Consider the following 13,245-nt stretch of genomic DNA (forward strand, 5'->3'; position numbering starts at 1 on the left):
GGTCTCTATAGGTAACGATCAGAGCAGCATTGTGCCCAATCAAGCCGAAAGCTCTGAAAATTCAGCCCCGTCAGCTGGGGACATCTCTGCGGCTTCACGCAAAACGATCTCAGAGAGTATTTCCCTCAGCGCGCCGACACCCATCCCCGTCAAGGCACTCACAAAAACCCGCGTGCACAAAATGCCATTCAAGTCGTAAGTGTCTTTTGACACAAGAGGATGAGACGCCTCCGCCAAAGCATCAGACTTGTTAAATACCAAAATCTGAGGAATTCGGTCAGCGCCAATTTCGGTCAGAACGCGCTGCACTTGCTGAATTTGCTCTGGAAAAGCAGGGTTGGCCGCATCCACAACATGGAGCAACAAATCGGCATCCACAGCCTCTTGCAAGGTCGCCTGAAACGCATCGACAAGTCCGTGCGGAAGATCACGAATGAATCCGACCGTGTCAGACAAAGAGATTGATCGGCCAGCGTCAGCAAGGTACAGCTGTCGCGTTGTAGTGTCCAACGTTGCAAACAGCTGATCAGCAGCATAGGCGCGCGCCTTGACCAAGGCATTGAACAAAGTCGATTTGCCTGCGTTCGTGTAACCCACCAATGAGATGGTGAACGCGTCACGCCGCTCGCGCTGCTTGCGCTGCGTAGAACGCTGGCGCTTGACCTTGAGCAACCGCTCCTTCGTCCGCTTGATGGCGTCTCCAATCATGCGCCGATCAAGCTCAATCTGCGTTTCCCCAGGGCCACCACGTGTGCCGATACCACCGCGCTGCCGCTCCAAGTGGGACCACCTTCGCACTAAACGCGTGCTCAAATACTGCAGCTTGGCAAGTTCCACCTGCAGCTTGCCTTCGTGGCTGCGGGCACGTTGCGCAAAAATCTCCAGAATGAGGAGAGTACGGTCGTTGACAGGAAGCTCCAGATGTCGCTCAAGGTTGCGCTGCTGCGCAGGACTTAAAGACTGGTCAAAGAGCACCTCGACGGCGCCATGCATTTGCGCCAGCATTCTGATCTCATCGGCCTTGCCACTACCAACGAACAAAGCTGCATCCGGAGCTTTGCGCTTGCAGGTCACACGAGCAACAGGGTTCAATCCCGCCGTTTGAGCAAGCAAACCCAACTCTTCCAGTTCGGCATCAAAATGAGGAAACCCCATATCAACACCGACCAAGATGACTGGAGGTGTCGTTTGGGGCTTCATTGTGCAGACCTCGGCACGCTCTTAATGAGGTATGCCACAAGCAAAGGAGAAGTTAGGACGGTGATAAATGTCAGGCCTGAGCACTAACGTCCGTGTCCGATGACTCTGCAGTCGAAAAATTCACAGCACGCCCAGGAACGATTGTGGAGATAGCGTGCTTGTAGACCATCTGGGTCACCGTGTTACGCAGTAAAACGACGTACTGATCAAAAGACTCAATTTGACCTTGTAACTTGATTCCATTCACTAAATAAATGGACACTGGAACGTGTTCACGCCGCAGTGCATTCAGGAATGGATCTTGAAGAAGCTGACCTTTATTGCTCACGATATGCTCCGTGTTCAAAATGTTGTTGTAAAGCAGCACCATACCACACCAAGGATAGCTGGCAGGTGAAATGATGCATTGCCCTTTGGCACCAATGGACAGTCAACCCACCGAACCATTGGTTCAAGCGCCTTTCAAGCCAACGAAGCCACCAGGCTACGAGCTCTCGCCGTCCTTGAAGGGATTGTGAGACGTTTTCATCTCGATTCTCAGTGGCGTACCGACCAGTTCAAACTCTTTGCGAAAACGACCTTCAAGGAACCGTTTATACGCCGCCGTCACATGTTCCAGCGAGTTACCGTGGATCACGATCACTGGTGGATTCATGCCACCCTGGTGGGCATAACGCAGCTTGGGCCTGAACATGCCTGATCGCTGAGGGCTCTGAAATTGCACGGCCTCCAATAGCAACCTCGTCAAGACAGGTGTAGGCATTTTGCAGTTTGCTGCCTTGTGGGCCTGCGCAATGGATGCCCACAACGGACCAAGGCCCTGCCTCTTCTTCGCAGAGATGTAGTGCAAAGATGCAAATTTCAAAAAGGACAGCCGAGACTCGATAGAACGCTCGAGCAGTTGACGCTGGTAATCATCCACAGCATCCCATTTGTTCACTGCTATCACAACAGCCCGCCCACTCTCAAGAATGTACCCAGCGATGTGAGCATCTTGATCTGTCACCCCTTGGGTCGCATCCAAGAGCAGCAAGACGACGTTGGAGGACTCAATCGCCTGCAGGGTCTTGACCACCGAAAACTTTTCGATCGCCTCAAAGACCTGCCCTTTGCGTCGCAAGCCCGCCGTGTCAATCAACTCAAATTTCTGCCCATTTTTCTCAAACGGCACAGAAATCGCGTCTCGCGTGGTTCCCGGCATGTCAAAAGCGACCAAGCGCTCCTCACCCAGCCAAGTATTGATCAACGTCGATTTCCCGACATTGGGTCGCCCTGCTACAGCCAGCTTGATGACATCAGAGGAAGTTTCCGAAACCGCCTCATCATCAAGGTCGGAGATGTTGAGAAGAGCAAACGCGGTATCGACGATGCCGCGAATACCCTGGCCATGGGCCGCGGATGCTGGGACCACAGCCCCCAAACCCAACTCATAGAACTCAGCAAGCTGAACACCCTCCACCATACCTTCGGCCTTGTTCGCCACAAGCAGACAGGGCTTGCTCAGGCGTCGCAGGTATTTGGCAATGTCATGGTCTTGTGCGGAAACGCCAGCGCGAGCATCCACGATAAACAAAACCACATCAGCTTCGGCAACCGCTTGCTGGGTTTGTTTGGCCATCTCGCGGTAAATCCCCGCAGAAGCATCTGGCTCGAATCCACCAGTGTCCACCACGATGTACTCGTGCTTGCCCTGCCGCCCATTGCCATAGTGACGATCACGCGTGAGACCCGCAAAATCAGCAACGATAGCGTCCCGCGATTTGGTTAAACGGTTGAAAAGTGTTGACTTCCCAACATTTGGGCGCCCGACAAGGGCAATAACTGGCTTCATTCAATACCTATCACTATCAATCTGGACGGAAGCCGTACACGCCGCCACTACGCGTGACAACAACCAAAGTATCTGCAGCAACCACTGGGGCCGTAACCATGCCCGAGGAATCAGTCATGACGCGATTCAGAGGAGCGCCATCGGCGCGCGACAAAAAGTGGACCCAACCGGACTCATCGCCCAAGACCACAGATCGCCCCAAGACCAAGGGTGCTGTCAACTTTCGCAACCTGAGTCGATCAGAAGACCACAAGCGTGTCCCATCATCGCGGCGCCAAGCAATCACATGTCCATTGCTCTCAGTCCCATAGATGGCTTCAGAGTCCCCGTGAACACCTTCAGAGCCACTGGCCTGCTGAGACCAAACAACATTGGCCCGATCTCGGACCACATTCACACAGCCCACAGAGGCTTGGAATGCACGCACACAAACCGAATCCCCCACACGGCTGACGCGTCCCACCAACTCCACCAAACGCTCAACGTCATTGATTCCACGTGGACTGGCCAAAGGAGCCTCCCAACGGACCGTCCCAGTGTCAGGATTCAATCCGACCAGCCGACCTGACATACCAACCACCAAGGTATCACCCACAGCAGCTATCACGCCACCCTGCCTCAAGACCAAGGCTTCGCCTCCAGACCGTGCCTGGTTCCAGAGCTTTCGCCCCGTATTCAAATCAAACGCTGAAACCGAACGATCTGCAGCCAAGACGAATACGCGGCCACCAGCGACCAAAGGTGCCGTAAATACCTGCGAAGCAAGACTTTGACGCCACGCTTCTTTACCCTGGTCCAGCACGATCAGGGCATTGGATCGAGAGACAACCGCCGTATACCGAGCGTCACCACCGACGCCAGCCGATAAAGGCGCCCCAAGACTTGCACGCCACAAATCACCACCGGTTCGGGCGTCAATCGCAACCAGGCTGCCCTCGGACGATGCAATCGTCACCCGATAGTCCTGAACACGGACATCTAACGCTGCGCCAGACGAAGCGCCAACCTTGGCACTCCAAGCCTGACGAACACCCAGAACCGGGATGTTTTCTCCCAAATCAGGGGCGACAGCTTTGCTTCCACCCCACATGGAGCAGCCGCTCAAAGCGATTGCAATCACCAGAGGAGCAACTCGCGCACACCATCTGGACGGACGAAGTGAAGACATGGAAGCTATTGATTTCATTTCTTTACATCCGGCGAAGCAATAGCACCAGAGGACGTGCTTTGAGGATCGACACCCAGTGCATTCAGTTTGACTTCCACCATGCGCCGGTATTCAATGGTTTCATCCAGTGCCTTGTAGGCCCGGCCGTACTCAACCGCAGCGTCTGACCGGCGATCAAGCAACATCAGAACATCACCTTTGCGGTCGGCTGCGACACCCTCAAACTCAGGTGGGAAGCTGCCCTGCAATTGCTGCAAAGCTGCATCAAACTGCTTTTGCTCCATCAGCACACTAGACAACCGCAGCTTGGCAATGGCCTTGTAACCCGCATCCGTAGATTGCTCGGCCACCCAACCAAGCGCGGATTTAGCAGCATCCAGGTTGCCGGCTTCCTGCATCGTCTTTGCCAAAGCAAAACCCGCCATATCGGCCTGTGGCGTACCAGAGTACTTCGCCTTGATATCGGTAAACGCCTGCTCTACGCGTGATTGATCTTTTGCTTGGGCGGCAACTTCTACGGCATCCAGCAAAGCAGCCGCCTGGGAAGCTTGTCGATTCTGCCAATATTGGTAGCCATTCCAAGCCGCAAGTCCCCCCATCACCACCAGCAAGACTGCCGAAATAGGTGTACCCCAGGTATTCCAAAAATGCTTGAGTTGATCAAGCTGTTCTTGTTCTTCCAGATCTAAGTGATTTGCCATGAATGCTTTACGTCAGTTCAGTTGGTTGGGCGCGATTGTAGGTTGCCAGCCCAAAGAGAAACGGTTTCCAAGGATTGCTCGACCTGGGCCCCCACCCCATCGCGAAGTGACTTGATGGATACGACGCCACGCGTTAGCTCTTCATCACCAAAAACGAGCGCATACGCAGCACCACTGCCATCGGCCCTCTTGAATTGCGACTTCATGCTACCCATCGAGCCATCAGCAGACGCCGATGCGTGCATCTGAATAGAGAGACCCAAAACACGAAGTTGCTCTATCGTCCTCATTGCCACAGGGAGGGACGAGATACTGGGAACCACTGCATACACATCGGGGGCTAGTGAAATCGCGGCCTTGTCCTGCTCTTTCAACAACTCCAACACACGCTCAACTCCCAAAGCCCAGCCGACGGCGGGAGCGGCCTTCCCACCCACTTGCTCCATCAAATAGTCATAGCGCCCGCCACCACAGATAGTGCCCTGAGACCCAAGCTGGTCCGTCACAAACTCAAAAACAGTGAGGTTGTAATAGTCCATGCCGCGGACCAGCCTCGGATTGAGGGTCCATGCCACACCATTCGCATCCAAAATCGCCTTGACCCTGTCAAAGTGGGCCAGTGACTCTGGACCCAAGAAATCGATCAATCTCGGGGCCGCATTCACAATGGCCTGCAGCCCAGGGTTCTTCGTGTCCAAGATACGCAGCGGATTGCTATGGAGTCGGCGACGAGCCTCTTCGTCAAGGGATTCGCTGTGTTGCTCCAAGTACGCAATCAATGCGGCCCGGTGGGCTTGTCGCTCCTGCGGCTGACCAAGGCTATTCAACTCCAGGCGCACACCTTGCAGTCCCAACTCCCGCCATAAAGAATTGGCCAGAAGTATCAGCTCCGCATCCACCTCCGCCCCAGGAAAGCCAAGCGCTTCGGCACCGATCTGGTGAAACTGGCGATATCTTCCACGCTGCGGCCGTTCGTGGCGAAACATAGGCCCCATGTAATAAAGGCGTTTCCCACCGTCATAGAGCATGGAGTTTTCAGAGACAGCCCGCACAACGCCAGCAGTGGCTTCTGGGCGCAAGCTCAAATGCTCTCCGTTGAGACGGTCTTCAAACGAATACATCTCTTTTTCCACGATATCCGTCACCTCGCCCAAGCCGCGCACGAATAACGCTGTAGGCTCCACAATGGGGGTGCGGATGTTGCGGTAGGAGTAGCGATCCATCAGCGTGCGAACCTTACCCTCCAGCCATTCCCAACGGGCGGAGTCTGGGGGCAAGATATCGTTCATCCCCTTCACCGAGGTCACTTTTTCCGCCTTTGAGGCGGTTACGACTTTGTCTGTGCTCACAGCTTTGCTTTTCTAAAATCTGATATTTCAAGGGTGCGAAAAAACGCGCACCTCATCGAGAGATGGCTAGGCAGCAACCACGCCACCGAATCGGCGTTCAATGTAGCTCTCAACGATCTGATGGAATTCGGCGGCAATGTTCTCGCCACGCAGAGTCAGGGCTTTTTCTCCATCGATAAACACAGGGGCCGCAGGCGACTCACCCGTGCCTGGCAAGCTGATACCGATATCCGCGTGCTTGCTCTCCCCAGGGCCATTCACAATGCAGCCCATGACAGCCACACGCAATCCCTCAACGCCGGGGTACTTGACACGCCACACCGGCATCTGCGAGCGCAAGAAGTCATCAATCTGCTTGGCAAGCTCTTGAAAGGTCGTGCTGGTGGTTCTCCCACAGCCAGGGCAAGCCGTCACACTAGGGACAAATACGCGCAAACCCAGGGCCTGCAAAATCTCGGAAGCAACCACGACTTCCTGATTCCGAGACTCACCAGGTTGGGGTGTCAAGGACACGCGAATCGTGTCGCCAATCCCTTCTTGCAGAAGCACCGAAAGGGCTGCAGCAGACGCCACAGTGCCTTTGGTTCCCATACCTGCCTCTGTCAACCCCAAGTGCAATGCGTAGTCACACCGGCGTGCCAACTCACGGTACACACCGATGAGATCCTGCACACCGCTCACCTTGCACGACAAAATGATCTGGTTGCCGTCCATCCCCATTTCCTCTGCGCGGTGCGCAGATTCAATAGCCGAGGAAATGAGCGCCTCGTACATGACTTGACGGGCATCCCAAGGCTGGCTTCGGCGGCTATTCACATCCATCAAACTCGCCAGCAACTCCTGGTCCAGGCTCCCCCAGTTAACGCCGATGCGAATGGGCTTATTCCAGCGCATCGCAGCTTCAATCATCTGACCAAACTGGCGATCACGCTTCTCACCCTTGCCTACATTTCCCGGGTTGATACGGTACTTTGACAAAGCCTCTGCGCAAGCAGGAAACTGCGTGAGGAGCGTGTGCCCGTTGTAGTGAAAATCACCCACAAGCGGAACGTTCTCACCCATACGATCCAGTTGCTCACGGATGTATGGAACGGCCGCTGCGGCTTCAGGCGTATTGACCGTGATGCGCACAAATTCAGAGCCCGCCTGGGCGAGCTCTTTGACTTGAATCGCGGTGCCGATGGCGTCGACGGTATCCGTGTTGGTCATCGACTGCACGCGTACCAAGGCACCACCACCCACCGTGACAACACGATCGCCCCAAACCACTCGCGCCTGGCGAGATTTACGCACGGCAGGAGTCACCAACGGAATGGGACCGGAAACGTTTGTGAAGTTGCTCACTATTTCACCTCGAAGCGCGCGACGTTCTCACGCGACACAGCATTCAGCTCCAGGGGCTTGCCACGAACAAAGACGTCGGTCACATCGGCACGCCCCACAACCACGCTCAAGGGCAAAACCCCCGACACTGGTGCGGCGTCGCCTGACGCTAACTTTTTCTCGAAAACCACGCGCCCTGTTGCATCACGCACTTGAACCCAAGAGTCCCCACGCGCGCGCAACATCAACAATGCAGCAGACGTATCAGCGATCGCAGGCAACGCAGCAGAAGCGGGTTGAGCGACGGCAGGAGAAGGGGCTACGGGCACTAAGGCAACCGTACTGCTGGCAGCAGGCGCTGGCTCTGCAGCCACCGGCGGCTGAACAACGGCAACAATCTCCTCAGTCTTTGAAGCCGACGCCTCTTGGCCCGAAGTGGGAACAGCTGCGCTCCCCACCAAGGAGAGTGGTCTGGAATTCCAAGGCTGAAAGCCAGCAGGCCAATAAAAAACGGCAGCGGCTCCAATCAAAAGCACGAACACACCGAACATCAACCACGACGAATGCCTCGAACCACCGTTGGAAACAAAAGTCTTGCCGGCCACACTTTTCACGGGTGTGTTGATATCGGATCGCTCGGGAATCAAGCGCGGATTTTTTGACTGAGGCAGAAGAGATAAGACTTGCGCAGGATCCAGCTTGAGTGTCCGACACACACTGGAAGCCAAAGCCCGCATGAATACGGTATCGGGGAGCAACTCAAGCCGATTGGACTCCAACGCTTCCAGCTTGCTGACAGGCACCTTCAGAGCCACAGCCAACGCCTCAATGTGAACACCCGACGCCTCACGGGCACTGCGCAAAATTTCACCCGCAGTGGGCTGAGTCGCACCGTCTTGAGCCGATGCCAAGGCAACCGTGGGCTCACTCATTGAAGGCTCCACGCTGGTACGCACCCATCTCAGCAGACTCTGGGAAGCGCTTGCGCAGTTGGTCAGCCAACTGAAGCATTGCTACGTTGTCGCCTAGCGCCTTCTCGACCTTAATTCCCAACCAAAGGGACTCGGAGTTGGCCATGCCGCTGTTGTTCAATCGCCGAATGTAAAACTGCGCACGCGTCAGTTCTTGACGGCGAAACAGCAGCGAAGCAAGGTGATAACTCACCACCGGATTGGCGGCATCCAGTTGGTATGACTTGAGCAAGGACTGCTCGGCATCCTCTAATTTTCCAGAACTCGACTGGCACAGCCCCTTGCCCATCAAGGTTTTGCTTCTGGCTACGTAAGCAGGGTTCGCCAACGCCCTATCGAACTGCTGATCTGCTTCTGCATACTTTCTTTGCTGACAAAGCAACCAGCCATAGTTGTGCAGCAGATTCGAGTCCGTAGAACGCATGGAAATCGCACGACGGAAGCTGTCCTCCGCTTGGGCTACATCATTCAACTGCATGTAAATCAACCCACGCATATTGAGGGCATCTACATAGGTGGGATCGGTTGCGAGTGCCTGCTTGACCTCATCCAACGCGACGCTGGCCTGTCCGTTCTCAAAATACTTGGCCGCCAACTCAAGCCGGATGCGGGCACGCCGACGCACCTCTGACTCGTCAGAAGGCGTCACCACACTGGAATTGGTGTCAGAGGCCTGCACACCACCATTTGTCGCGCAACCAGGAAGCAGAAAACCCGTGCTTGCTACACCCAACACCCAAAGCGCCCCACGGCAATAGATTCGAATACGCCCAACCAATCTCACCATACAACGCCCCTCTTTGTGTCAGTGAATCAAGCTATCGGCTTCAGCACAATGGTGCGTTGTTTAGCCATGCGCTCTGCAGCGCGCGTTCTGTCCTTAACATCTCCAGCCAACTGCCCGCAAGCCGCATCGATATCATCACCGCGCGTTTTGCGAACTGTCGTGACAATACCTGCATCGCTGAGCAATTTGGCGAAAGCAAGCACCTGATTCTGCGGCGATCGCGTCAAACCCGATGCTGGAAATGGATTAAATGGAATCAGATTGAACTTGCACCGAACACCGCGACCGCGTGCGGGTTGGACCAGCTCAATCAACTGCCTGGCATGCTCAGCTTGGTCATTGACGCCGTCCAGCATGCAATATTCGAAGGTGATGAAGTCACGCGGAGCATGCTCCAAATAACGCTGACAGGCATCCAGCAATTCATGGATGGGATATTTGCGATTGAGCGGGACCAAGTTGTCCCGCAGGGCATCATTCGGGGCATGCAGCGAAACCGCCAGCGCCACAGGGCAGTCTTGGGCCAACCGATCCATCATCGGAACAACGCCTGATGTAGAGACCGTCACCCGCCGCCTGGACAGACCATACCCATGGTCGTCCAGCATGACGCGCAAAGCCGGAACCAACGCAGAGTAGTTCTGCAAAGGCTCACCCATGCCCATCATCACCACATTGGAAATCACCCGGTCAGAGGTATTCAACCGGGCACGCAGCGCATGCTCGGCAAACCACAGTTGCGCAACGATCTCACCCGAAGTGAGATTGCGACTGAAACCTTGGTGACCCGTGGAGCAAAAGCGACACCCCACGGCACAACCTGCCTGGGATGAAATGCACAAGGTGCCTCGATCATCCTCGGGGATAAAGACCGACTCCACAGCGTTTCCATCGCCCACGTCAAAAAGCCATTTGACGGTGCCATCCGCAGACACATGCTCACTGATGACGGGTAACGCTTCGATGTGCGCGCAGCCTTTGAGCTTTTCTCTCAATGCCTTGGCCAAATCGCTCATGGCATCGAAATCGCTGGCCCCGCGCTGGTGAATCCAACGAAATAACTGGGTCGCGCGAAAACGCTTTTCGCCCAATCGCTCACAAAAAGCGATCAGCGCATCCAGGTCAAATTCAAGGAGGTTGGTGGTCATTGCGGCAGCCTTGCGCGAGACCGCTCGCAGCTGTCCCCATGGCACATCCACCCCACACAGGTGGGACAAGTCATGGGGACCGCCATCTCAGCGGGAGTAAATGTTCAGGCCAGGGAAGAAGAAGGCAACTTCCACTTGCGCTGTTTCAGGAGCATCAGAACCGTGCACTGCGTTGGCATCGATGCTGTCTGCAAAGTCAGCGCGGATCGTGCCAGCATCAGCCTTCTTAGGATCGGTAGCGCCCATCAGCTCGCGGTTCTTCAGGATGGCGTTTTCACCTTCCAGAGCCTGGATCATCACAGGACCGGAAATCATGAAGTCCACCAGATCTTTGAAGAAAGGACGTGCCTTGTGCACAGCATAGAACTGCTCGGCTTCCAGGCGCGACAGGTGGGCCATACGGGCAGCCACCACCTTGAGGCCGGCAGCCTCAAAACGGGCGTAGATCTGGCCGATCACGTTCTTGGCCACTGCGTCAGGCTTGATGATGGAGAGAGTGCGTTCGATAGCCATGTTGATATTCCTGAATAAATGTTACTGAAATTCTTTTGCCTAGCAGACAAAACCCTCGATTCTAACCGTGCTGCGCGATCAAGAGCGACCACGGCCGCGTCGAGCGCCCCCCCCACCCGGGGCGCGTTGCGCCTGGCGTTGACGGGAGAGGCTGTCGGACCCGATGTATCCCACCGACGTTTTCATCGGGTCGGGCTGGGCTCCGCCACGCTGGCGATCACCTGCCGAGCCCGCACCACCATCATCACGACGGCGCGAACGTTGCCCGCCAAAGGCACCCACAGCACCTCGGTCGTTGCGGCGGGCTGGCGCACCCGGGCCACCACTTTTGCCACGGGGGTTCGCTCCTGCACGCCGCTGCGCACCCGCATCACCATCACGGTCAGGCGCTGCATCGTTGCCCTCGCCTGCGGCGCGCAACAGCGAGCGGATATCGGAATCATCCAACTCCATCCAGGCACCGCGCTTGAGCCCTCGGGGCAACATCATGGCGCCATATCGGATGCGAATCAGACGACTGACGGCATGCCCGACCGACTCAAGCATGCGGCGCACTTCCCGATTGCGCCCCTCAGAGATCGTGACCCGATACCAGCAGTTTGATCCCTCACCGCCACCGTCTTCAATGGAGCCGAAGGAGGCCATGCCATCGTCTAGGCGCACGCCATCGAGCAGCCGTTGCTTTTCTTCGTTGCTGAGCGCGCCCAAGACACGCACAGCGTACTCGCGCTCCAGCCCGAACCGGGGGTGCATCAACTTGTTAGCCAACTCTCCGGAGCTGGTAAACAGCAACAAGCCCTCGGTATTCAAATCCAAGCGCCCCACAGACTGCCACTTGCCATTTTGAAGTCGGGGTAATTTGCGAAACACCGTGGGCCGGTTTTGCGGATCGTCGTGGGTCACCACTTCGCCGACGGGCTTGTGGTACGCGATCACCCTGGGTGGCGGCGGGTCAATGCGGTAGCGAATGGGTTTGCCGTTGACCTTGACTTGGTCGCCGTACTGGATGCGCTGACCCACGTGGGCGGGCTCGTTGTTGACAGAGATCCGCCCCTCCAGAATCAATTGCTCCATCTCAAGGCGCGACCCCAAACCCGCCTGGGCCAAGACCTTATGCAACTTGGGGGTTTCCACCTGCGGCAACAGCACCCGCTTGGCTGGCAGGACATCGCCTTCGGCATCCTCATCGTCAAACCGGCCCGACACCACATCAGAGAACTGATAACCCTGCGCAGCACCTGCAGAGGGCTGAGGCTTGGCACCGGGACGCCCCCCACGGGACTTAACGGACGGAGACTCGGGTGCAGAATTTTCTGGCACAGCGTCAGCCACTAGTGGCTCCACAGCAGCGCCAACATCATCTGCCAGGTCCGCCGCAGAGGATGCTGGTTTTTTGGTTGCGGCACGCTTGCGTGGAGCCCGTGCTGCAGGTGCAGCATCGTCTTGGACAAGTGGCTCGCGCGGAAGGTCTTCCGCATTCACTGGAGTCGAATCATTCATGTGGGGTTCCTGTAATGCCATCACTGGCATCTACCTGGTCATTGCGGAGCGTGTCCTCCGCCATTTCAAACAAATCACCGCCCAAAGCACCACCCGCCCCCCCAGCCTGTGCTGACGGCACATCGGCTGCAGCCTCTAGCGGAGTCAAGTCGCTCCCGCCACCTTCTTGTACACCTGTGGACTGGGCCACTGCCATCGCCTCCAGTACATTGGCGTGGGACGAAGGATCGTCCAACACCGGCAGTTGGTCCAGCGATGAAAGCCCCAGGTCATCCAAAAACTGCCGGGTCGTTGCAAACAATGCAGGACGACCCACCGTTTCCCGGTGACCAATCACCTCCACCCACCCTCGGTCTTCCAGTTGCTTGATGATCAGACTGTTCACGGTCACCCCGCGAATGTCTTCAATATCCCCCCGGGTGACCGGCTGGCGGTACGCAATGATGGCCAAAGTTTCCAGCGTGGCGCGGGTATACCGGGGCGGCTTTTCAGGATGCAGGCGGTCCAGATACTCGCGCATCTCAGGCTTGCTCTGAAAGCGCCAACCTGTCGCCACTTGCACCAGTTCCACACCACGAGATTCCCAGTCGCGCTGCAAGTCTTGCAGCAGCATTTTCAGCGTGTCTGAACCCAGGGCATCATTGAACAGCACCCTCAGCTCACGCAAAGGCACGGGCTGAGGAGCACAGATCAGGGCAGTCTCTAGGACCCGCTTGGCATCCACCGTATTCATGGTTCAGCGATTCCGGAAAAT

13 protein-coding genes are annotated in these 13,245 nt (G+C 56.2%); all 13 read right to left on the reverse strand.

Annotated elements, in window-relative coordinates; genetic code table 11:
* Positions 1-39 precede the first annotated feature (39 nt).
* Positions 40-1,200 (reverse strand): GTPase HflX, encoded by a 1,161-nt coding sequence (gene hflX, locus CLU86_RS11870; RefSeq protein WP_099741738.1) that lies wholly within the window; start codon positions 1,198-1,200, stop codon positions 40-42.
* Positions 1,201-1,270: 70 nt separating this feature from the next.
* Positions 1,271-1,528: an RNA chaperone Hfq gene (gene hfq / locus CLU86_RS11875; protein ID WP_099743527.1), complete on the reverse strand. Its 258-nt coding sequence runs from the start codon at positions 1,526-1,528 to the stop codon at positions 1,271-1,273.
* A gap of 156 nt (positions 1,529-1,684) precedes the next feature.
* The gene (gene der / locus CLU86_RS11880; protein ID WP_099741739.1) at positions 1,685-3,031 is read right to left on the reverse strand and encodes a ribosome biogenesis GTPase Der; all 1,347 of its coding nucleotides are present in this window, start codon (positions 3,029-3,031) and stop codon (positions 1,685-1,687) included.
* 16 nt (positions 3,032-3,047) lie between these two features.
* Positions 3,048-4,199: an outer membrane protein assembly factor BamB gene (gene bamB, locus CLU86_RS11885; RefSeq protein ID WP_099741740.1), complete on the reverse strand. Its 1,152-nt coding sequence runs from the start codon at positions 4,197-4,199 to the stop codon at positions 3,048-3,050.
* Between the two features lie 14 nt (positions 4,200-4,213).
* Positions 4,214-4,900 carry a tetratricopeptide repeat protein gene (locus tag CLU86_RS11890; RefSeq protein WP_099741741.1) on the reverse strand — a complete coding sequence of 229 codons (687 nt, stop codon included), beginning with the start codon at positions 4,898-4,900 and terminating at the stop codon, positions 4,214-4,216.
* A 17-nt stretch (positions 4,901-4,917) separates the two neighbouring features.
* A complete protein-coding gene (gene hisS / locus CLU86_RS11895) occupies positions 4,918-6,189 on the reverse strand; it encodes a histidine--tRNA ligase (protein ID WP_233195264.1) in 1,272 nt (423 codons plus the stop codon).
* A gap of 126 nt (positions 6,190-6,315) precedes the next feature.
* Entirely contained in the window at positions 6,316-7,593 is a 1,278-nt protein-coding gene (ispG, locus tag CLU86_RS11900; protein WP_099741743.1) for a flavodoxin-dependent (E)-4-hydroxy-3-methylbut-2-enyl-diphosphate synthase, read from the reverse strand.
* Entirely contained in the window at positions 7,593-8,504 is a 912-nt protein-coding gene (locus tag CLU86_RS11905; protein WP_099741744.1) for a RodZ domain-containing protein, read from the reverse strand. Before CLU86_RS11905 ends, ispG begins: the two co-directional genes overlap by 1 nt.
* Positions 8,497-9,330 carry a type IV pilus biogenesis/stability protein PilW gene (pilW, locus tag CLU86_RS11910; protein ID WP_099741745.1) on the reverse strand — a complete coding sequence of 278 codons (834 nt, stop codon included), beginning with the start codon at positions 9,328-9,330 and terminating at the stop codon, positions 8,497-8,499. The genes CLU86_RS11905 and pilW overlap by 8 nt, the downstream gene beginning before the upstream one ends.
* A 26-nt stretch (positions 9,331-9,356) precedes the next feature.
* Entirely contained in the window at positions 9,357-10,478 is a 1,122-nt protein-coding gene (gene rlmN, locus CLU86_RS11915) for a 23S rRNA (adenine(2503)-C(2))-methyltransferase RlmN (RefSeq protein WP_099656265.1), read from the reverse strand.
* Between the two features lie 87 nt (positions 10,479-10,565).
* On the reverse strand, positions 10,566-10,991 hold the full coding sequence (gene ndk, locus CLU86_RS11920; protein ID WP_099656266.1) for a nucleoside-diphosphate kinase: 426 nt from the start codon (positions 10,989-10,991) through the stop codon (positions 10,566-10,568).
* A 78-nt stretch (positions 10,992-11,069) separates the two neighbouring features.
* Positions 11,070-12,491, reverse strand: coding sequence for a pseudouridine synthase (locus CLU86_RS11925; RefSeq protein WP_099741746.1), 1,422 nt, complete (start codon positions 12,489-12,491; stop codon positions 11,070-11,072).
* Positions 12,484-13,224: an SMC-Scp complex subunit ScpB gene (gene scpB, locus CLU86_RS11930; protein WP_099741747.1), complete on the reverse strand. Its 741-nt coding sequence runs from the start codon at positions 13,222-13,224 to the stop codon at positions 12,484-12,486. Before scpB ends, CLU86_RS11925 begins: the two co-directional genes overlap by 8 nt.
* Positions 13,225-13,245 lie beyond the last annotated feature (21 nt).

Source organism: Acidovorax sp. 62, from assembly GCF_002754495.1.
Classification (GTDB): domain Bacteria; phylum Pseudomonadota; class Gammaproteobacteria; order Burkholderiales; family Burkholderiaceae_C; genus Acidovorax.